Origin of the sequence: Thiothrix winogradskyi (assembly GCF_021650935.1) — a bacterium.
In the GTDB taxonomy this organism is placed as follows: domain Bacteria; phylum Pseudomonadota; class Gammaproteobacteria; order Thiotrichales; family Thiotrichaceae; genus Thiothrix; species Thiothrix winogradskyi.
The window spans coordinates 1,217,323-1,237,977 of the sequence record NZ_CP091244.1 but is presented as its reverse complement, the minus strand read 5'-3'; the positions used below and the strand labels follow the sequence as shown (position 1 = coordinate 1,237,977).

The 20,655-nt window shown below is 51.3% G+C and carries 22 protein-coding genes and 1 tRNA gene; 12 read left to right on the top strand and 11 right to left on the bottom strand.

The window, feature by feature from the left end; genetic code table 11:
- Positions 1–232: 232 nt before the first annotated feature.
- Entirely contained in the window at positions 233–886 is a 654-nt protein-coding gene (locus tag L2Y54_RS06285; RefSeq protein WP_236500948.1) for a glycosyltransferase family 32 protein, read from the top strand.
- A 22-nt stretch (positions 887–908) separates the two neighbouring features.
- On the opposite strand, the gene L2Y54_RS06280 is transcribed toward L2Y54_RS06285, so the two are convergent.
- A complete protein-coding gene (locus L2Y54_RS06280; RefSeq protein ID WP_236500947.1) occupies positions 909–2,450 on the bottom strand; it encodes an AmpG family muropeptide MFS transporter in 1,542 nt (513 codons plus the stop codon).
- 421 nt (positions 2,451–2,871) lie between these two features.
- Complete coding sequence (locus tag L2Y54_RS21685; RefSeq protein ID WP_255697888.1) at positions 2,872–3,006, bottom strand: hypothetical protein; 135 nt, start codon at positions 3,004–3,006, stop codon at positions 2,872–2,874.
- Between the two features lie 23 nt (positions 3,007–3,029).
- Between L2Y54_RS21685 and L2Y54_RS06275 the strand changes: the two genes are divergently transcribed.
- The 7 genes from L2Y54_RS06275 (at position 3,030) to L2Y54_RS06245 (ending at position 8,879) form a co-directional block, all read left to right on the top strand.
- Positions 3,030–3,362 carry a hypothetical protein gene (locus L2Y54_RS06275; RefSeq protein WP_236500946.1) on the top strand — a complete coding sequence of 111 codons (333 nt, stop codon included), beginning with the start codon at positions 3,030–3,032 and terminating at the stop codon, positions 3,360–3,362.
- A 42-nt stretch (positions 3,363–3,404) separates the two neighbouring features.
- Positions 3,405–5,369: a hypothetical protein gene (locus L2Y54_RS06270; protein ID WP_236500944.1), complete on the top strand. Its 1,965-nt coding sequence runs from the start codon at positions 3,405–3,407 to the stop codon at positions 5,367–5,369.
- 12 nt (positions 5,370–5,381) lie between these two features.
- Positions 5,382–5,852 carry a hypothetical protein gene (locus tag L2Y54_RS06265; RefSeq protein ID WP_236500943.1) on the top strand — a complete coding sequence of 157 codons (471 nt, stop codon included), beginning with the start codon at positions 5,382–5,384 and terminating at the stop codon, positions 5,850–5,852.
- Positions 5,753–6,049, top strand: a complete 297-nt coding sequence (locus tag L2Y54_RS06260) for a hypothetical protein (protein ID WP_236500942.1) — start codon at positions 5,753–5,755, stop codon at positions 6,047–6,049. The genes L2Y54_RS06265 and L2Y54_RS06260 overlap by 100 nt, the downstream gene beginning before the upstream one ends.
- A gap of 133 nt (positions 6,050–6,182) precedes the next feature.
- Positions 6,183–7,304, top strand: a complete 1,122-nt coding sequence (locus L2Y54_RS06255) for a tetratricopeptide repeat-containing glycosyltransferase (RefSeq protein WP_236500941.1) — start codon at positions 6,183–6,185, stop codon at positions 7,302–7,304.
- Positions 7,305–7,309: 5 nt separating this feature from the next.
- Positions 7,310–8,503, top strand: coding sequence for a tetratricopeptide repeat-containing glycosyltransferase (locus tag L2Y54_RS06250; RefSeq protein ID WP_236500940.1), 1,194 nt, complete (start codon positions 7,310–7,312; stop codon positions 8,501–8,503).
- Positions 8,504–8,573: 70 nt separating this feature from the next.
- Entirely contained in the window at positions 8,574–8,879 is a 306-nt protein-coding gene (locus tag L2Y54_RS06245; protein WP_236500939.1) for a DUF2288 domain-containing protein, read from the top strand.
- A 54-nt stretch (positions 8,880–8,933) separates the two neighbouring features.
- On the opposite strand, the gene L2Y54_RS06240 is transcribed toward L2Y54_RS06245, so the two are convergent.
- The 3 genes from L2Y54_RS06240 to L2Y54_RS06230 all read right to left on the bottom strand — a co-directional run bounded on the left by L2Y54_RS06240 (position 8,934) and on the right by L2Y54_RS06230 (position 11,122).
- Positions 8,934–9,662, bottom strand: a complete 729-nt coding sequence (locus L2Y54_RS06240) for a rhodanese-like domain-containing protein (RefSeq protein WP_236500938.1) — start codon at positions 9,660–9,662, stop codon at positions 8,934–8,936.
- Between the two features lie 90 nt (positions 9,663–9,752).
- Complete coding sequence (locus L2Y54_RS06235; protein WP_236500937.1) at positions 9,753–10,091, bottom strand: hypothetical protein; 339 nt, start codon at positions 10,089–10,091, stop codon at positions 9,753–9,755.
- 125 nt (positions 10,092–10,216) lie between these two features.
- A complete protein-coding gene (locus L2Y54_RS06230; RefSeq protein WP_236500936.1) occupies positions 10,217–11,122 on the bottom strand; it encodes a LysR substrate-binding domain-containing protein in 906 nt (301 codons plus the stop codon).
- Between the two features lie 107 nt (positions 11,123–11,229).
- Between L2Y54_RS06230 and L2Y54_RS06225 the strand changes: the two genes are divergently transcribed.
- A complete protein-coding gene (locus tag L2Y54_RS06225) occupies positions 11,230–12,114 on the top strand; it encodes a bifunctional sulfate adenylyltransferase/adenylylsulfate kinase (RefSeq protein ID WP_236500934.1) in 885 nt (294 codons plus the stop codon).
- A gap of 74 nt (positions 12,115–12,188) precedes the next feature.
- On the opposite strand, the gene L2Y54_RS06220 is transcribed toward L2Y54_RS06225, so the two are convergent.
- Positions 12,189–12,962, bottom strand: coding sequence for an energy transducer TonB (locus tag L2Y54_RS06220; RefSeq protein ID WP_236500933.1), 774 nt, complete (start codon positions 12,960–12,962; stop codon positions 12,189–12,191).
- A gap of 16 nt (positions 12,963–12,978) precedes the next feature.
- Complete coding sequence (locus L2Y54_RS06215; RefSeq protein ID WP_236500932.1) at positions 12,979–13,353, bottom strand: hypothetical protein; 375 nt, start codon at positions 13,351–13,353, stop codon at positions 12,979–12,981.
- A 160-nt stretch (positions 13,354–13,513) separates the two neighbouring features.
- On the opposite strand from L2Y54_RS06215, the gene L2Y54_RS06210 reads away from it, so the two are divergent.
- Positions 13,514–13,708 (top strand): YgaP family membrane protein, encoded by a 195-nt coding sequence (locus L2Y54_RS06210; protein ID WP_236500931.1) that lies wholly within the window; start codon positions 13,514–13,516, stop codon positions 13,706–13,708.
- Between the two features lie 36 nt (positions 13,709–13,744).
- Here the strand turns inward: L2Y54_RS06210 and L2Y54_RS06205 are convergent, their stop codons facing one another.
- Positions 13,745–15,337 carry a sensor histidine kinase gene (locus L2Y54_RS06205; protein WP_236500930.1) on the bottom strand — a complete coding sequence of 531 codons (1,593 nt, stop codon included), beginning with the start codon at positions 15,335–15,337 and terminating at the stop codon, positions 13,745–13,747.
- 181 nt (positions 15,338–15,518) lie between these two features.
- Here L2Y54_RS06205 and L2Y54_RS06200 point away from each other — a divergent pair, with 181 nt between their 5' ends.
- Positions 15,519–17,696, top strand: coding sequence for a malate synthase G (locus L2Y54_RS06200; RefSeq protein ID WP_236500929.1), 2,178 nt, complete (start codon positions 15,519–15,521; stop codon positions 17,694–17,696).
- 75 nt (positions 17,697–17,771) lie between these two features.
- Here L2Y54_RS06200 and L2Y54_RS06195 read toward each other — a convergent pair whose 3' ends face one another.
- The 3 genes from L2Y54_RS06195 to L2Y54_RS06185 form a co-directional block, all read right to left on the bottom strand.
- Positions 17,772–18,467: an Lcl C-terminal domain-containing protein gene (locus L2Y54_RS06195; protein WP_236500928.1), complete on the bottom strand. Its 696-nt coding sequence runs from the start codon at positions 18,465–18,467 to the stop codon at positions 17,772–17,774.
- A 74-nt stretch (positions 18,468–18,541) separates the two neighbouring features.
- Complete coding sequence (locus L2Y54_RS06190; RefSeq protein ID WP_236500926.1) at positions 18,542–19,204, bottom strand: glutathione S-transferase family protein; 663 nt, start codon at positions 19,202–19,204, stop codon at positions 18,542–18,544.
- A gap of 122 nt (positions 19,205–19,326) precedes the next feature.
- Positions 19,327–19,402 (bottom strand) — tRNA-Phe (locus L2Y54_RS06185).
- A 113-nt stretch (positions 19,403–19,515) separates the two neighbouring features.
- On the opposite strand from L2Y54_RS06185, the gene L2Y54_RS06180 reads away from it, so the two are divergent.
- A complete protein-coding gene (locus tag L2Y54_RS06180) occupies positions 19,516–20,655 on the top strand; it encodes a hypothetical protein (protein ID WP_236500925.1) in 1,140 nt (379 codons plus the stop codon).

Sequence of the window (20,655 nt, the reverse complement as noted above, 5' to 3'; positions counted from 1 at the left end):
GAATGCCATCAGTAAGCAAATCAGCAACACTTATCGCTTAACACTGCACCCCACACAAATCATCGGCTCAGCATAAGCATTGACCTGCCTATTTACAGACGAGGGAAACATGTCACACCTGCCAATGATAGCCACGACCCCACAAGCTAAACACATAGCTAAAGTAATACATCAAACTTATTATTCCAAAACCGGCTTGCCAACGCCGCTACAGGACAACATCACTAGAATCATGCAGCTAAATCCTGACTGGGAATACCGGCTATATGATGACGCTGACATTGAGACCATCATCCGGCAACATTATGGGCAGGAAATAGTAGACATTTACCGTTTGATCGACCCAGCATACGGAGCAGCACGGGTTGATTTTTTTCGGTATTTGCTCATTTATGCACAAGGCGGCGTCTACCTTGATATGAAAAGCACCACGACCCGCCCGCTGGATGACGTACTATTACCCGATGACCGTTATATCCTCTCCAAGTGGGATCAAAACAAATACCACGCTTGGGGGCTGCACCCGGAACTCGCAGCGATTGAAGGCGGCGAGTTCCAACAATGGCATGTCATCGCGGCTGCCGGTCATCCCTTTCTATTCGCGGTCATCCAACAAGTGATTCACAACATCCTACACTACGACGTGACCACCGTTGGGGTAGGCTTCTGGGGCGTGGTCAGAACCACCGGACCACTGCCCTACACCACCACCATCGAAGCGATCCGGCACCTGCACCCCTACCGTCACGTTGAAATCGAACAAGACTTGGGCATTATTTACAGCATTTACGATTCGCACAGCACTGACCCTAACCAAAATCATCGCCACACCTCTAAAAAACACTACAGCGAATTAGAGATTCCTGTCATCCAAGCGCTGCATTAATGAGGCACAATCTGCACCCGTCTCATTCCACCTTCAAATGCTTACCCGCCGCCCAGACCAACCACAGCACTGGAATGCCAATTAAAGTAGTAAAAGTGAAAAAACCGGGGTAGCCAATATTATCCACAATTGTGCCGGAATACCCGCCAATGGTTTTCGGCAATAGCGTCATCAACGAGCTGAAAATCGCGTATTGCACCGCTGTAAACGATACGCTGGTCAGGGACGACAAAAACGCCACAAATGCTGCACTCGCAAACCCTGCCGCCAGATTATCCGCCGTCACCGCGATGTACATGACCGTCACATCATGCCCGACATACGCTAACCACACGAACACCAAATTCGTAAACGCCGTCAGAATAGCCCCTAACATCAAGGTACGCATCACCCCATAGCGGGTCGCAAACAAGCCGCCCATAAATCCCCCGGCAATACTCACCACCACCCCAAAAGTTTTCACCGCCGTCGCAATTTCCGGCTTACTAAACCCCAGATCCTGGTAAAACACGTTAGAAATCACACCGGGGACAATATCGGTAATCCGATACAAACCAATCAATGCCAACAATAACAACGCCGTGCGTACCCCGTAGCGGCGAAAAAAATCCACAATCGGTGAAAACCACGTATCCCGCGCCATTGCCCGATTCACCGCCCCAAGCGCCACCAATAACCAGCCCATTAACACCGCCATCAGCAGAGCCATCAGCAAATGCAATGCCTCCAAACCGAAACCGGCAAACGCATCATCCACCACTGCCTGCCATTCCCCAAACGTTCCTTTCGTATAAGCAAACACCAACACAAATACGGATACCGCTGCGGCAAATACCAACACCAAACGCAAATAATCCAGCGCCGCGTAATGGTAACGATCCACCTGCTTTTGCTCCGGTTCGGGAATCACCAAGGTTGTCACCACCCCCACCAACATCGTCGCTGCCATTGCCCAATACGTCCACTGCCATGCCGCGTACACATAATGCTCTTTTTCCGACCCCAGCCAAGACGCCAAAAACAACGCCCCAGCCCCCGCCACAATCATTCCCAACCGATAACCCGCGATATACGTGGAAGACATCATCGCCTGCAAACGGGTTTCTGCCGCCTCAATCCGGTACGCATCAATCACAATATCCTGCGTTGCCGATGAAAACCCCAGCAAAACGGCTGCCCACGCCATCAACACCAAATGGTCTTGCCCTAGAGCCGGATCAATATTTCCCATCAACACAATCGCCACAATGATCAACGCCTGAGCAACCAACAACCACGCCCGCCGCTTACCTAACCATGCGGTCAAAAATGGCAATGGCAGTTTGTCGATTAACGGTGCCCACACAAACTTGAACGAATACCCCAACGCCGCCCAACTGAAAAACGTCACCGCCTTGCGCTCCACCCCCGCTTCGCCCAACCACAACGACAGGGAAGAAAAGATCAACAGGATCGGAATCCCCGCCGAAAACCCTAGGAACAACATGGTGATAACACGCGGATGCAGAAACGCCTGCAACGCTTCAGCCCAGCTCAACGGCTTGGCAAGAGAGGAGTCAGTCATGAGAAAATGGCCTTCTGGTGAGGTGGATTAATGCATAAGACCGCATCATCAGCGAATCATTCCCCATTGTAAACGCCCAAACAACACCCGCACATGAACCGCTCGTAAGCGAGTTTGCAACTTTCATCCCTCCTACCATCACGAATTAAAAAAGCTTGACACATACTCCAGAACATCGCGCAACGCACCAAACCTCAAAGCAGAGCGCAACAAAATTTATTTCGAGTGAAACAGAAACGGCACGTCTGATATGGATTTTCTGGCACGTCTGTTGACCCTGAACCACTCAGGCTGTTACGCCCGGAATAATAAAAAGCGGCTGAAATGACTTCAGTCACGATTAGTAAAGGCAAAGGAGCAAATCAATGTCCAATCTCAACCCTATCAACAATACCTCCAATCACTCAGTGATTAGCGGTAACTATGGCAGCAACAATACCAGTTCAACTTCTGGCTTAGGTTCATCTACCTCATCCATGATGGGTGGCACAAGTGGAATGCCGGGACTCGGTGGCGATTCCACCCAGTTACTGATGAGCTTACTACAAATGATCATGCAGTTACTGCAACAAATGCAAGGTGGCAACAGCGGCAGTCAAGGCAACCAAGGCGGTCAAGGAGACCAAGGTGGTAATGGTTGTTCTTGTGATGGTTCAACTGGTGGTACGGGTGGTACAGGCTCCGGCACTGGTACTGGTACTGGCGGTACAGGTTCTGGCACTGGTACTGGCGGTACAGGTTCTGGCACTGGTACTGGCGGTACAGGTTCTGGCACTGGTACTGGCGGTACAGGCTCCGGCACTGGTACTGGCGGTACAGGTTCTGGCACTGGTACTGGCGGTACAGGCTCCGGCACTGGTACTGGCGGTACAGGTTCTGGCACTGGTACTGGCGGTTCCAACGGTGGTGTAAATGGCGAACACCACCATGGTCCGGGACGTGGTCGTGGTCGTCGTGGTCCAAGAGGTCCACAAGGTGCAACTGGCGCAACTGGCGCAACTGGCGCAACTGGTGCTACTGGCGCAACTGGTGCAACTGGTGCAACTGGCGCAACTGGCGCAACTGGCGCAACTGGCGCAACTGGCGCAACTGGCGCAACTGGCGCAACTGGCGCAACTGGCGCAACTGGCGCAACTGGCGCAACTGGCGCAACTGGCGCAACTGGCGCAACTGGCGCAACTGGCGCAACTGGCGCAACTGGCGCAACTGGCGCAACTGGCGCAACTGGCGCAACTGGCGCAACTGGCGCAACTGGCGCAACTGGCGCAACTGGCGCAACTGGTGCAACTGGTGCAACTGGTGCAACTGGTGCAACTGGTGCAACTGGCGCAACTGGCGCAACTGGCGCAACTGGCGCAACTGGTGCTAAAGGCGACAAGGGTGACACCGGTGCAACTGGCGCAACTGGCGCAACTGGCGCAACTGGTGCTAAAGGCGACAAGGGTGACACCGGTGCAACTGGTGCAACTGGTGCAACTGGCGCAACTGGCGCAACTGGTGCAACTGGTGCTAAAGGCGACAAGGGTGACACCGGTGCAACTGGCGCAACTGGCGCAACTGGCGCAACTGGCGCAACTGGTGCTAAAGGCGACAAGGGTGACACCGGTGCAACTGGTGCAACTGGCGCAACTGGCGCAACTGGTGCTAAAGGCGACAAGGGTGACACCGGTGCAACTGGCGCAACTGGTGCAACTGGCGCAACTGGTGCAACTGGTGCAACTGGTGCAACTGGCGCAACTGGCGCAACTGGCGCAACTGGTGCAACTGGTGCAACTGGTGCAACTGGTGCAACTGGTGCAACTGGCGCAACTGGTGCAACTGGCGCAACTGGTGCAACTGGCGCAACTGGTGCTAAAGGCGACAAGGGTGACACCGGTGCAACTGGTGCAACTGGTGCAACTGGCGCAACTGGCGCAACTGGCGCAACTGGTGCAACTGGTGCAACTGGTGCAACTGGTGCAACTGGTGCAACTGGTGCAACTGGCGCAACTGGTGCAACTGGTGCAACTGGTGCAACTGGTGCAACTGGTGCAACTGGTGCAACTGGTGCAACTGGTGCAACTGGCGCAACTGGCGCAACTGGTGCAACTGGTGCAACTGGTGCAACTGGCGCAACTGGCGCAACTGGTGCAACTGGTGCAACTGGCGCAACTGGCGCAACTGGCGCAACTGGCGCAACTGGCGCAACTGGCGCTACTGGTGCAACTGGCGCAACTGGCGCAACTGGTGCTAAAGGCGACAAGGGTGACACTGGTGCAACTGGTGCAACTGGCGCTACTGGCGCTACTGGCGCTACTGGTGCAACTGGCGCTACTGGTGCTACTGGTGCAACTGGTGCAACTGGTGCAACTGGTGCAACTGGTGCAACTGGCGCTACTGGCGCTACTGGCGCTACTGGCGCTACTGGTGCTAAAGGCGACAAGGGTGACACTGGTGCAACTGGCGCTACTGGCGCAACTGGTGCTAAAGGCGACAAGGGTGACACTGGTGCAACTGGCGCTACTGGCGCTACTGGTGCAACTGGTGCAACTGGTGCTACTGGTGCAACTGGTGCAACTGGTGCAACTGGTGCAACTGGTGCAACTGGTGCAACTGGTGCAACTGGTGCTACTGGTGCAACTGGTGCAACTGGTGCTACTGGTGCTACTGGTGCAACTGGTGCTACTGGTGCAACTGGTGCAACTGGTGCTACTGGTGCTACTGGTGCTACTGGTGCAACTGGTGCAACTGGTGCAACTGGTGCTACTGGTGCAACTGGTGCAACTGGTGCAACTGGTGCAACTGGTGCAACTGGTGCTACTGGTGCAACTGGTAGCAACGGTTCAAATGGTCAAGGCTTCTTCGACTGGTTCAAAGACACTATTGGTGACTTCGATAACAGCGGCACAACTGACCAAAACGACGTTCGCGCATGGCTGAAAGGTGACACTGGTGCTACTGGTGCTACTGGTGCTACTGGTGCTACTGGTGCTACTGGTGCTACTGGTGCTACTGGTGCTACTGGTGCTACTGGTGCTACTGGTGCTACTGGTGCTACTGGTGCTACTGGTGCTACTGGTGCTACTGGTGCTACTGGTGCTACTGGTGCTACTGGTGCTACTGGTGCTACTGGTGCTACTGGTGCAACTGGTGCAACTGGTGCAACTGGTGCAACTGGTGCAACTGGTGCAACTGGTGCAACTGGTGCAACTGGTGCAACTGGTGCAACTGGTGCAACTGGTGCAACTGGTGCAACTGGTGCAACTGGCGCAACTGGTCCTGCGGGCCCTGGTATGCCAGCGATGGTCACTCCTGGCACTTACATGGGCAAAACCACTGACGGTTGCAATGCTGATGTTAAGTTCATCTGGAACGGTGGCAGCACCGCGACACTGTGGACTTCCAAAGGCGACATCAGCCTGACTGGCGTACAAAAGCAAGCTGACGGCACGCTGACAGCGACTGGCGGTTCTGGTACGTACAACGGTTGGTATGGTCACTTGGCAGACAATGACGGCAACGGCAAAGTCTTCACCTTAAGTACCAAGGGCGCTGATGGCTCCTTCACCTTCGAGGCTGACCTGAAAAAAGGCATGGACTTGAACGGTAAGGTGAAATAAGCCTAACGTTATCCACGGATAACGAGTGGTAGACCTCCCCTGAGGCTACCACTTTCACCCAGCAGAAAAGCCCGCCATTGGTGGGCTTTTCTCTGATACCCCCTAGAAACTAAAACCTTAAGGAGTTGCCACAATGATCGAAAAACCCAGCATCTGCTTAAACATGATTGTAAAAAATGAAAGCAAAGTCATTACCCGCTGCCTGGATAGCGTCAAAGATATGCTCGACTATTGGGTTATCAGCGATACCGGTTCAACAGACGGCACACAGCAGATTATCCGTGACTACTTTGCCCAACACGGAATTGACGGCATTCTACTCGAAAATGAATGGCAAAATTTCGGATACAACCGCAACCTTGCCCTACAACAAGCACTCGGCAAAGCCGACTACATTCTTATCATGGATGCGGATGACCAACTGATCAAAACAGACGCTTATCGCTTCAATAATTTAGCGGCTGATCGCTATCTAATCAAAATGCACCGCGAGGGAATTACATATTATTTCCCCAAATTAATTAACGGTACCCTACCTTGGTATTGGGAAGGTGTACTGCACGAATACCTATATTGCTACCTGCCCTACACCAGTGCCAAGTTATCCGATGATTGTCAAATACACAGCACGACTGATGGTGCCAGAAGCCAAAATCCCCACAAATACCTAGACGATGCCCGCATATTAGAAAAAGCATTAGAAACCGAACCTCACAATGACCGTTACCAATTTTATCTCGCGCAAAGTTACCGCGATGCCGGTTATCCTGAAAAAGCTCTCACCCACTACCAAAAACGTGTAACGATGGGCGGGTGGCACGAAGAGGTCTACTACTCACTACTGGAAGTTGCGCATCATAAGTCCAAGTTAGATCACCCCCTTTTGGAAGTACTGGATGCTTACGTCACGGCATACCATTACCGTCCCCAACGTTTAGAAGCATTATGCGAAGCGGTCAGAATTTGCCGCATCAACAAACATTATCGACTGGGTTATCAACTCGGTTCGACAGCAAAAGACACGCCACTACCGAATGACGTACTCTTTCTCGACCCCGGTGTTTATCACTGGCAATTTATCGATGAGCTATCTATCTGCGCCATTTACACAGGGCAATTACAGCAAGCCACTGACATGCTAATGAAGCTTCTCGACAATCCTCAAACACCTGACGATCAAAAACCACGCATAGAAAATAACCTGAAATTTGCACAAAAAACGCTAGACCGTCACCCAATACCAGCCATCGAGTAAATATTATGAATACAAATCCCAAAACTATCTGTTGGAACGCGATTGTCAAAAACGAAGCCCACATCATCGAACGCTGCATGGCTTCAATGGTCAATGAACTGAATTACTGGGTAGTCGTGGATACTGGCTCAACCGATGGCACGCAAGACATCATCCGCACCTTCATGGCACAACATGGCATACCAGGCGAACTTATTGAACGTACGTGGGTAAATTTTTCCCATAATCGCAGTGAAGCCCTAGCATTAGCCGAAACCAAAGCCGACTATATCCTATTTTGCGATGCAGACATGGCACTGAACGTCCTGAATCCTAACTGGAAACACCACCTCGATGCCGATGCCTATTTGGTCGATCAACAAGCACTCGGTGGCACATTAACCTATTCCAACACCCGTCTCGTTAACGGACATTTAAAAGGCGAACGACGGTTTCGTTACTGGGGAGCTACGCACGAATACTGCGACTCCATCACACCATTTCTCAGCAAACAAGAACATTTACACAGCATTTCCATGCTAGATTTCGCCGATGGTGGTGCAAAAAGTGATAAGTACGCACGGGATGCACGCCTACTTCAAGAGCAAATCACACAATTAGAGACGCTTAAATCAGCCAGCCATGCAGCACGCAAAGCAGCCAAAGACAGTGGTTTATTAAATCATGCCCCCTCTCTTATCACCCGCAATACCTTTTATCTAGCCAAAACTTACCGCGACAGCGGCGCTCACGAACAGGCTATTGCAACCTACCAAAAGCGGGTCAGTCAAGGTGGTTGGAAGGAAGAGGTTTGGTTCTCGCTGTTTGAAATTGCCCGCATCAAAGAATATTTAGCAGAACCCAGCGAAACCATTATCAACGCTTACCTAACAGCCTATGAAAATCGCCCTAGCCGAGCCGAAGCCCTCTATCATCTAGCCAAATACTTACGCTCACAAGAGCGTTACTCCCTTGCCTATGTATATGCATTAACCGCTTTTAATACACCGATGACACCTGATTTACTCTTTATCAGTAATACGGTTTACACGTGGAATGCAGCCGATGAATTAGCCATTGCAGCTTATTGGACCGGTCGTTATCAGCAATCCATTGACCTTTGTACTCAATTATTGTCAAACCCAGCCGTACCCACCGACCAACACCCGCGCATTCAAGAAAATATTCAATACGCTAGAGACAAACTAAATGAAAGCTGATAACGGCTATCCTTAAGGCAACCCTCTGCCGTAAAATATCCGCATGATAATCACCCAATAGATAAGGAATATGGAAGAATCATTACCCCTACGTGACCGCTTGAACCTCGAAACCGCGCGGATCACTTGGCTGGAACTGGAGCGCTATTTTGCAGGCGGCAAAGTCATACACGTGGATGCAAGCTTGGATCTCGTTGCCGTTGCCACCGGTATTGCCGAAGACAATACCCACTTAATCCAACAATGGTTAGCAACTCAGCAAGTTGGGCAACTTCGCGATGAAATCGCCATCGACTGGGCAAACCGCCACCCCGATCATTTATGGGCAGTCGTAGTAGCCCCGTGGGTCTTGGTACAGGAACGCTTAAGCCCCTAAACACAAAAAGCCAGCAGATGCTGGCTTTTTGTTATTCAGATTAAACTGAAGGGCTTACTTAGCAGCGGCTGGCTTAACGGTAGTCAAACCGAGAATCGCCCAGTCCTGCATACCACCGCGATACCACTTGATTTTATCCGCCGGGTAGCCAAACTTCAGCAAGGTTTTGATATTGGTTGGTGATTGACCACACCACATGCCATTACAGAACAGCACCAATGTTTTCGCACCGGAATAGTCAAATACTTTACTCACTGCGTCACCACCGGCAGCAACCGCTTCGTCTACTGCCATCGAGTCCTTCCCATCTGCCAATTTTGCACCAAACTGCTCGGACAGGATTTTGATAATGCCTTCAGTAGTAGCGCCTTTATCCGGTGCTAAGCCTTCCCATGGAATATTAACTGCACCAGGAATCGTACCTTTTTCTACCCAGTCAGCAGTGCGGGAGTCAACGACCAAAACACTGGCATCGCCACCACTCATTTTTTCGAGATAACCCAGCATACCCATTTCAGCAATGGTTTCAACACCATCAGCAACAGTATCTGGCTGGATACAGAATGGCGGGCAAGGGCGTGAGGTCTTAGCAAAATCATCAATCACTACCGCTTTATTGTCTTGATTGCGCTTAATTTCTACTGATTCACCACCGTGTTTAACTGTAATGCTCATTTTGTCTGCGGTAATGCCTACAGGCTTAGCCTCGTCAGCCAATAACGCACCAGAAGCACTCAAACCTGCAACCAAGGCAGCCATACCGAATAATTTTGTCAATTTCATGCATATCCTCCAATTAATAAACGTTCGTTTCCACGGCGGAATCCCCTCACTCTCCTTTCAAGAATTCAGCCACAGAATGTAAGCATGAACCTAGTTACAACCAGGTTCATCACCACCTTCTGCTTTTTTCGCATCTTTAGCTTCAGCCGGAGCTGCCGCTGCATCACCGTCTGCTTTCTTTTCAGCATTCTCAGTGGGTGCAGGTGCCTGCGCAGCATCAGCAGATGGTTTAGCGGCAGCGTCTCCCGTTGCTTCCGCAGGTTTTGCGGCTTGTTCAGTCGCTTGTTTTGGCGCTTCCTCAGTCGCTACAGGTTTAGCTGCTTCCTCAGTTGCTACAGGTTTAGCTGCTTTCTCTTCTGCACAAGCGGTCAGATGTAACCCTGCAAGTGTGACAACTGTTGCCATCAATAAAGGTAGTTTTTTCATCATTTTTCATCCTAACGCACTGTGATGCGTGCTGTTTTTACAATATCGCACATTTCTAACAGAAGCGATTCCTATACGCAAGAAACCTTTTATAAATCAGATATTAAGAACATAATTAATTACTGATTTCAGACATACCACTCCTCACTCTCACCCTGCTCCACCAATAAGTCCACCATTTCCATCACATATTGCTTGAGGTATTTGTTTTTCAACCACGCCACGCGGGTTGTTGACACCGGCAGCAACTGCGACAAATCCCGCAACACCAAATCGTCATCGTGAATATGTGAATACGCCATTTTCGCAATAATGCCCGCGCCAAACCCCAGCCGCACGTAGCTGATAATTACATCGGTATCGGTCGCCGCAAAGGTCACATCCAGCGTCAACCCCGCATTGCGAAACGTGTCGTGGATTTTAGAACGCCCCGTAAACCCGAAAATGTAAGTCAGCACCGGGTGCTCCGCAATACGTGCCAACGTCAGCCTCCCCTCCGCCAGCGGATGCCCATCCGGCAGCACCAGCCCGTGATTCCAGTCGTAACACTTGCGGCTATCTAAGCTGGAATCCTTATCCAATTCCTCGGTGCACACCGCAATATCCGCCTTGCCATCGTGCAGCATCCGCACCAATTCCACGGGTGTGCCTTGCAGGAAATGAATCGCCACATCTGGGTAACGCTGGCGGAATTCCAACATCACTTCCGGCAAAAAATACTTGGCTTGGGTATGCGTGGTGGCGATGCGGATTTCACCACGGGTTTGCAGACGGTAATCGTCCGCCACGGCACGGATATTTTCCAGCGACTGCTCGATACGGTCGAGTTCCTGCACGATGGCTTTGCACACTGGGGTTGATTCCACCAACCGTTTGCCTTTGCGCTCGAACAGCGGCATCCCCAATTCTTCTTCCAGCAAACCCAATTGACGACTGACAGCAGATTGTACAATGTAATGCTGATCTGCCGCCCGCGACACATTCATGCCGTTATTCAGCAAGGTTTTGAGTAAGCGCAGTTGAAACAATTTCATACTTTATCACTTTTTAAGATAACCATAGCGAATTATAGCGTTTTAAATTGTTTATGCATTATCCCATACTTGCCTGCAACCAAAGATTACCGAGAGGCATATAGCCCATGAGCATCCTGCATAAAATCGTCAACCACAACGAAATCAGTATATTAGAACTGCTGTTGAATGGCGCTTTTGCACCGTTGCACGGCTACCTCAATCAAGACGATCACCGCAGCGTCTTGCAACGCAATCGGTTGGCAAATGGCACCTTATGGCCACTGCCGCTGGCGTTGTCCCTGACCCCGGCGGAAAAACGCGAAGCCCAACTCAGCGGGCGCATCGTTCTGGTCGATGAACTGGAACGTCGTGCCATTGCCGAAGTCAGTGTGGACAGTTTCTACCGCCTGCCTGCGGATGTCGCCGCACTGGCACAAGCCTTCGACGCGAACCGCACACCGGATACGTGGTATGCCAGCGGCAACGTCAAACCTTTGCAAAAAATCCTGCATCCCGCGTTTAACAGCTTGCGTTTCAACGTCCCTGCTCTGCGCCAAAACGTGCAGGACTGGAACAGCATTATCGCCGTGCAAGCCACCCCTACGCTGGATAGCAACGATCTGCAACGGGCGTGTGAATGGCTGACAGAAACTGAAACCGGCGGCGGCTTGTTGGTACAAATTGGTATCAATGAAAGCGCCCCCGATTTCCACCAGCAAGTACGTGAACTGCGCAATCAGGTCAAATGCACCTCGGCGCGTCAGGTCAAACTCTCGCTGTTGCCATGCATCGAAGGTTTGGGGGAAAACCGTTGCCTGCTGCTGCAAGCACTGGTCAGCCGCAATTACGGCGCAACCGGCTTTGTGGTCGGCAAGCACATCTCGCCTGAAGCCCGCCGCTGGCTCTTGAAACACCATGACGAACTGGGTTTGGACATCATTCCGGTACGGGCGCAACGCCCCCAAGCCGTGAAACAGACCGTGCGTCATCCCCTTTGTGAAGCTGCCTGAGACTTACCTACCTCTCCTCAGGTGGCGCGATCCGGTGCGGGCTTCGGCCCGCATTTTTTTTGCCCACTAAACGCTCAATTCAGCCTGAAATTCACTTTCAAAGCAAAATCCCACTGCTTTTTATTAATACCCGCCGGAAACGGTAACGTACCGGAACTGGCATTCACCGCTTGCAACGCCGCTTTATCCAGCCATTCATTACCCGAACTCTGACTTACCCGTGCGCCAGTGATCGTCCCATTCGGCAATACCGTGAATGACACCGTAACTATGCCTTCCACTTCCGCCCGCTCTGCCTGACGCGGGTATTGTTTACGTGCACCAATCAGATTTTGCAATTTCTGGCGATACGCTGCCTCAGCAGCCGCGTTATCAATCGCAGGCGCAGAAGGCGCAACAGGGGCTGGTTTAGGCACGGGCACTGCTTTGGGTACAGGCGTGACAGCTTGAGTCGCAACCGCTGGGGTCGGAGATGGAGACGGCGTGACCACAGGTTTCACCACAGGCGTTTCCGGCTTAGGTGGATTATCTGACTTTGGTTTGGTTGCAGCCGCTAACTTTTTTTCAACTGGTTTTTTTTCCGGCTTGGGTTTTTCCACCGGTTGGGGCTTGGTAACAGGCTTGGGTTTTTCCACCGGCTTGGGCGGCGGCTCAGGTTTAGCAACCGGCGCTGGTACAACCGGCACAATGGGTGCAGGCTGAAACTGTGCCAATGATAACGGCACTACTGTTGGTTGCGCTTCTGGCAACCCCAGCTTGTCTTGCCACAATAACAGCGGCACAACTACCAACCCTACAATGGCGTGTACCAGTGCTGAAATCCCAAAACCCGCTAGCGCTGTTTTCAAACCTGTTCCTTATTGCCTAATCCCGACTGAAAATACCGTTGGAGGTAATCGCCACTTCATTCACCCAGCGCTCGGAGGTTTTACCCACGCAAGCCTCCACTGTTTTGCCATCAGCAAGCTGCACTTCCACGCTATAGCCTCTGCCCGGTTCATGATTCAGGGTAATGATACGGGTTTCGCCAGCCTGTAACTGTGTCAGCAAGATTTTTTCCTGACTCAAATCGTTACCGTGCTCGATTTTTAGTAAAGGAATGGTTTCGCCCCGCAGGTTTTCGATTTCCACAAACAGTGGGCGACTGGGGTATTGTTGAGCGTACCAAAACTGCATACCGACTATTCCCACCAACAAGCCGATGCCGCCTGCCAACCCAATATATTTAAAAGTGATCATGTTGACTCGTGCCTGTACTAGACTAACGGTACATCATTACCCACAAGTCTTCAGGTAACATTGAGATTGCTCAATTGCCTTTATTAACAAATACTAATACACTCAGTGCGCTTAGAATACGTAAATTTAACCACCTATACTTTTAAAGAAGGAATACACCATGACTCTCAGTAACGCAGTTCAAGTTTTCGCGGGTATCATGATTTTAGTCGCGCTGTTGATCGGCTACCTCGGCTACGGCACTTTTTCCGTCTTTTTCTTAGCTTTCATCGCCATCAACCTGATTCAATCCGCATTCACTGGCTTCTGCCCGGCAGCGATGGTTTTGAAGAAAATGCCATTCATCAAAGCGTAACACGTAGGGGCGGTTCACGAACCGCCCTTACCGCCCTTACGTTACCGGCAGGGTAAACGAAAACGTTGCACCCTGCCCCGGTTCTGATTCCACCCACAAACGTCCGCCGTGCGCCTCGATAATCGAACGGCACAATGACAAACCAATTCCCATGCCGTGCGCCCCCTTGGTGGTGACAAATGCATCGAATACGCGCTGCTTGAGTTCCTCATCCATCCCTGAGCCGGTATCAGAAATATCAACCTGTACGAACCCTTCCTGATTCACAAAACTCCTTACCAAGATTTGGCGGCAGTTACTGGGCGTATCCTGCATAGCGTCCCGCGCATTTTGCACAATATTGAGGATAACCTGTTGAATCTGAATAATATCCAACGAAATATCCGGCACATCAGCGTCGAGTTCCAGCAATAGCGGCACATTCAGCTTACTGGTTCCAGTTTTGCTCAAATGCAATGCCTCGTGAATAACCTGCTCCAAACACGCCATGACTTTATGCGGCGGCTGTTTACGCACCAATGCCCGCAAGTGCCGGATAATTTCTGAAGCCCGCAACGCTTGTTGCTGAATCGCTTGCAAAGGCTCCTGCAAACGAGCAGTTGCCCCGTCAGATTGCAAAATCCGTTGACACGCGCTCGCATAATTCGCTACCGCAGCGAGTGGCTGGTTGAGTTCATGCGCAATACCGGATGCCATTTCCCCCATCGTATTCAAACGCACCATTTGCTCAAGATCCGTCTGGTGTTGCACTGCTTCGTGCTGGGCTTGTTCACGCAGGGATTCTTCCTGATCTAACTGGTAAGCCAACCGGATGACGATCAGCACAATCACCATTACCATCCCGGAAGCCAGCAGGGATTCGACTTGCGTATGCGTCAGTGTGCCATGCTCCAGCAAAATCGGCAGCCAGCCCAAGAGCGGCGGGAACAGCGCCATGAGAAACATCACCCGACGCACCACCAAACCACCAGAAGCATTACTCGCCATAATGCGGAAAAAGCCTTTTTCCACTTTTGCCAGAATAATCCCCAACCCCACCAAAGCAAATGCTGTTGCCGTTGGCAGTGCCATGCCCGCTTCGCCGGTAAACACCTTAAACATGTCTTCCTGATGGGCGTAGCCAAAAAACACCGCCACTAACAACATGACGCTAAAAAAAGCCGCCCACTGCGCCACATTAATCAGTGACTGACGCTCTAAACTGAGGAAAAATAAACCGGTGCAAGTGAGTATAAAAGCAATGCCCGTTTGCGGCGAATCTTTCGCATCAGACAGATTCAACCAAGTCAATGGCGTCAAACCATGCCCCAATAAGGCATCGGGAATACTGTGCCAAGAACTCAGCAGCATTAACAAACCCAACACAACGCCGCCTATTGCCAGCAATCGCCCCATGATACGCCGTAGTAATGAGGTTTTTTCAGGCTGCAACAAGAACAGTGCAGCCCCCGTGAACACAAAGGAAACGGCAGCGCCGGGCGTCATCAGCGGCAAATCGTGTTCCACACGATACAGCACCGGAAGGTGATTAAACCACCCGACTAATACGACTACACCCACCAACATCACGCCAAGCGCTGCCAGATGAGCTAACCGGTGTAGAAACAGTAAATGGTGTTTTGTATGCATAGTAAAAGTATATAAGAACCGTCATACGGCTGGAACTAGCCCATCATGCTATTCATCTGATGACCGATGGCGTCGTTTTTAATTATTACCATTGATAATTATAATTTTTTTCCTTGCTGATCTTGGGTTATAACCGGAAAATGTCGACAGTTTTGTTTATTTTTTTAGAGGATCGTGACGAATGGGTAACAGAATTCTGGTTAATGACTTACAAGTGTCAACACTTTTGCATGATTTCGTAACCCAGCAAGCACTACCGGGGACAGGTATCAGTGCCGCAGATTTTTGGGCTGGGCTGGCAGACATCATTACCCGTTTTGCACCCCGCAACCGTGAACTGCTGGCGAAACGCGATGAAATTCAAGCCAAAATTGACGCATGGCATATTGCCAACCGTGGTCAGTTTGATTTCGCCGCTTACAAAGCGTTTTTGCAAGACATCGGCTACTTACTGCCTGAAGGTGAAGCATTCAACGTTACTACCGCTAACGTAGACTTGGAGATCACCAGCACTGCTGGGGCGCAATTGGTCGTACCGGTAATGAATGCACGTTTCGCCTTGAATGCCGCCAACGCCCGCTGGGGCAGTTTGTACGATGCCCTGTATGGCACGGATGCGATTCCCAACACCGATGGCGCGGAAGCGGGTAAAGCCTATAACCCGGTGCGCGGCAAAAAAGTCATTGAATTTGCACGTAACTTCCTTGACGAAGCCGCACCACTCTCATTCCTCTCGCACCACAATGCCAGCACCTACCGTGTCGATGAAAGCGGCATGTTGATGGTCGACATGATCGGTGGCTCAGTCGTGGCATTGCGCGATGGCAACCAGTTTGTTGGTTATCGCGGCGATCCCGATGCTCCATCTGCCATTTTATTACGCAATAACGGCTTGCACTTTGAAATCCAGATCGACCGTAACGGCATGATTGGCAAAGAAGATGCCGCAGGCGTCAACGACATTCTTATGGAAGCCGCGCTCACCACCATTATGGACTGCGAAGATTCCGTCGCCGCCGTCGATGATGTCGATAAAGTGCTGATTTACACCAACTGGCTCGGTCTGATGAAAGGCGATTTGAGCGAACAGGTCAGCAAAGGTAGCAAAACCTTTACCCGCACCATGAACCCGGATCGTGAATACACGGCTGCGCACGGCGGCACGGTTTCCCTGCCCGGTCGTAGCCTATTGTTCGTGCGCAACGTTGGTCACTTAATGACTAACCCCGCGATTCTGGACCAAGACGGTAACGAAATTCCCGAAGGCATTCTGGACGGTTACATGACATCCATGCTTGCCATCCACAACCTCAATGGCAGTGCCAAATTCAGCAATTCCCGCACCGGTTCGGTGTATATCGTTAAGCCAAAGATGCACGGCCCCGAAGAAGTCGCTTTCACCAATGACCTGTTCGGCAGCATCGAAGACGCCCTCAAACTGCCGCGCAACACCCTAAAAGTCGGCATTATGGATGAAGAGCGCCGCACTACCGTCAACTTGAAAGAATGCATCCGCGCAGCCAAGGAACGGATAGTGTTCATCAACACTGGCTTCCTCGACCGTACCGGCGACGAAATGCACACTTCAATGGAAGCTGGCCCGATGATCCGCAAAGGCGATATGAAAACCGCTGCGTGGATCAAGGCTTACGAAGACTGGAACGTCGACATCGGTTTGGAATGCGGTTTACCGGGTCATGCGCAAATCGGCAAAGGCATGTGGGCAATTCCCGATCAAATGGCCAATATGCTGGCAACCAAAATCGGGCATCCACTGGCGGGCGCGAATACCGCTTGGGTTCCCTCCCCCACCGCAGCCACCTTGCACGCAATGCATTACCACAAGGTCAATGTATTTGCGCGTCAGGAAGAACTGAAAAGCCGTCCGCGTGCCAATATTGACGACATCCTCACCATTCCGGTGGCAGCGAATCCAAGCTGGAGCGCCGCCGAAATCCAGCAGGAATTGGACAATAACGCGCAAGGCATCCTCGGTTACGTGGTACGTTGGGTCAACCAAGGCGTTGGCTGTTCCAAAGTGCCGGACGTGAACGACATAGGTTTGATGGAAGACCGTGCCACCTTGCGCATTTCCAGCCAGCACATGGCAAACTGGTTGCATCACGGTATCTGTACCGAAGCGCAAATCCTCGAAGCCTTCAAGCGTATGGCAACCAAAGTGGACGCACAAAACGAAGGCGACCCAACTTACACCAAAATGAGTGGTAACTTCGACAAGAGCGTAGCGTTTAAAGCAGCGTGTGATCTAGTGTTCAAAGGACGGGAACAGCCGAATGGTTACACCGAACCATTGCTGCACAAATACCGTGCAGAAGCAAAAGTGGCGTTGTTTTTCTAAGGCTACGCCTTAACCCCCCCATCCCCAACCCTTCCCCCGCAAGGGGTGAAGGGAGCAATGGAGAAGGGAGTAGGATCAGTTGTTGCGCACTAAGCGCACATAGTTATAACTGTCGCCATGACCTTGGGCGCGATCTCCCGTTGCCAAGGAAAAACTTACCGCCGCATGACCGACTGTCGCCGGATTGGACGCCCAATAACCACGCACCGATTGACCTTGCACTTCAGGGTCTGAAGATGTGCTACCCAATGCCGGATAAATAAAGGGTCTTGCAGGACGGCTAGTGTCAATCAACCCACGTAACTCGTCGACTGTTGGTAAACGCCAATTGGTATAACCACACAAAGCAGCAGCGTTGACCGCATTGACATACGCATCGGTCGTACACTTGGTCATAATGCTTCCTGAGGCTTGGCAAGGCGGAGCCGAGCTAGCCAAAAGATTGGCACTTGCCGCAGTCCCGGCAGCTTTACCGTCACTGCCCCAGTTATAACCGTAATCCTTATCGCGGAAACTGGGAATTGCACCCAGTGCTTCATCGGTTTTGACTTCCCACATCAGTTTAGTGCTATTGTCGGTAACACAGGCAGTCACATCGGCGACTTTCACCTCTGTAAATGTCTTCGGTATTGCCGTAGGCGGCACAACCGGAGGAGCCGTGCCACCAATCACCGTATTTTGTGTCGTGCCGCCGCCACCACCGCCGCAACCACTCAGTAACACCATTATCAAGGAAAAGGCAACAGGAACACCCTTTTTATAAATACTCATACGCTTAGCCCTCTAGTTCGTTATAAGCTTTTGTTTATAACAAAAAACACTAGAGCACAAGTATCTGTGCAATATTAGCGCTTGAGGATGTAACCATCATTGCCTTTGAGGAAATTGGCAAATACCGTCTCAAAATCGTCCACCACCGAGGTTTTCACTGCCTCTAGTGCCAGCAGTGCATCGCTCCACGCCTGCATCCGCGCACTCAGCGACAACTCCAATGCGTAATGCTGCTTCAGTAAAGCAAGGCGCATAAACAAGGGCGCATACACACAATCCACCAAATGAAACGTTGCACCAGCAAAATAGGGCGAGTCTGCGGCTAATACCGTATCCAAACGTTGCAAACCTTGCTGCAAAGACTCGCGTGCTTCATCGAAACCAGCAGCGTCTTTCGCCGTTAACATGCGAAACTGCCGACCGAGCAACTCAGAGCAGAACTCAATCCACGCCCGATGCCGCGCTTTTTCCAAAGGATCCGCAGGGTGCAACGCCGGGGGATACACTTCATCCACGTATTCAAGAATCACCGCAGATTCAAACAACGGCGTACCATCGACGAGCAATACCGGCACTTTGCCCAAGGGGGAAATGGCTTTGAACCAATCCGGTGGTTCATGTGGGTTAATATGCGTCAAGGTATATGCAACTCCCTTCGCATTCAGGGCAATCACCGAACGTTGCACGAAAGGGCAGACTTTGAAACTGACTAATTCTAACTTGGCAGATTGAGACATGAGGGAGATCCTTAAGCGACAATAACAGCATGATTGTACACGAGTTAGAGCTAGGATTAAGCAGAAGTCTTGCAAAAGGAAGCCCGCTAACAGCAGGCTAAAGGGGGTAATCGAAAATGAAGTGGTGGCCGGAGACGGAATCGAACCGCCGACACGGGGATTTTCAATCCCCTGCTCTACCAACTGAGCTATCCGGCCACAGAGGGCGCTATTAAAGCGTTTTGAGGGGTTGCTGTCAAGCACTAATATTGGGAAATTCTCTGCTACACTTCAACACATTCATTACCCTCAACCCAAGCGCCCTCACACTCATGGATTCACACGGTTTACTATTATTCCTTCTCTGGCTAGGCACTGCCGCTGGTATTGTATTCTTTGTACGCTGGCTGAACGGTTTTCTGAGTAAATTCAAGCTGCCTAACGACACCCGCCTACTGATCTTGATTGCGTTTACTGGCGTACTGGTGATTGCCGCACTCAATTTCCTCTGGAAACAAGGCAACCGCGAACCCACGCCCCCCGTTGACACGGCAGAAAATACGGCAAACCCACAACAACCCAAAACTGAACTCGATCTGGAAACTTACGAAAGCACCACCTACCCGGATCTTTACGGCTTGCGCCAAGACATGCTCAAACAAATGACGGAGCTAAACACCTTTTTCGGCAAGGTCAGGGAATGGGCGGAACAAATGCCCGAACAACGCCGCTTTCTGCAAACCATCATCGACATTCGCTGGGCACAGCAACAGCAATTACGCAAAGCCTATCAGGAAATTGACCGCAGCCGCCGCGAATTCTGGCTGCATTACCATACCGGCGAAGACCGCCATGTACGCGCCATGTTTGATGAGGAAGCGCAACGCCTGCAAAAACGCATTCAGGATGCACTCGGTGACAGCCGCGAATTTCAGTTAGAGGAAACCGAAGCGATTCGCAAACACTTACGCGAAGCCGAAACGCTGCTCAAAGCCATCAAGCTCCCCAAACCTCAAAAGGGGCAAAGCCTAAACACGGTATTCCAACCTTACAGCGACCAACGCCGCCAAACCCTGCTCACAGCGCTGACTCAGGGTCAGGAAACCAGCATTACCAGCAACCTGACGCAACTTCAGCACGAAGAGACCCAAATACGCAGCAAACTGGCTTACATGCTGGAATACCAACAGGTCAACACTGACCTATTGGAAACCACCAACGACCTGATTTTAGAATGGAACAAGGCACTGATTTATAACCAATACGCGCAATACCGACTCCTGTTTGCGACCGAAGCCTTAGAAATCAGTGCGCTGCTGGGCATAACAGCCGATAACAGGAATTACGCATGGTTACTCAAACAACTGCGGGAATTAGCCCCCGGCATACTGGCACAAGCGGAAGAAGAGCGCCGGATTGCGGCGTATAGCTATAACCCAGAAGTTGACCACAGCAACCGTAAATCACGTTAA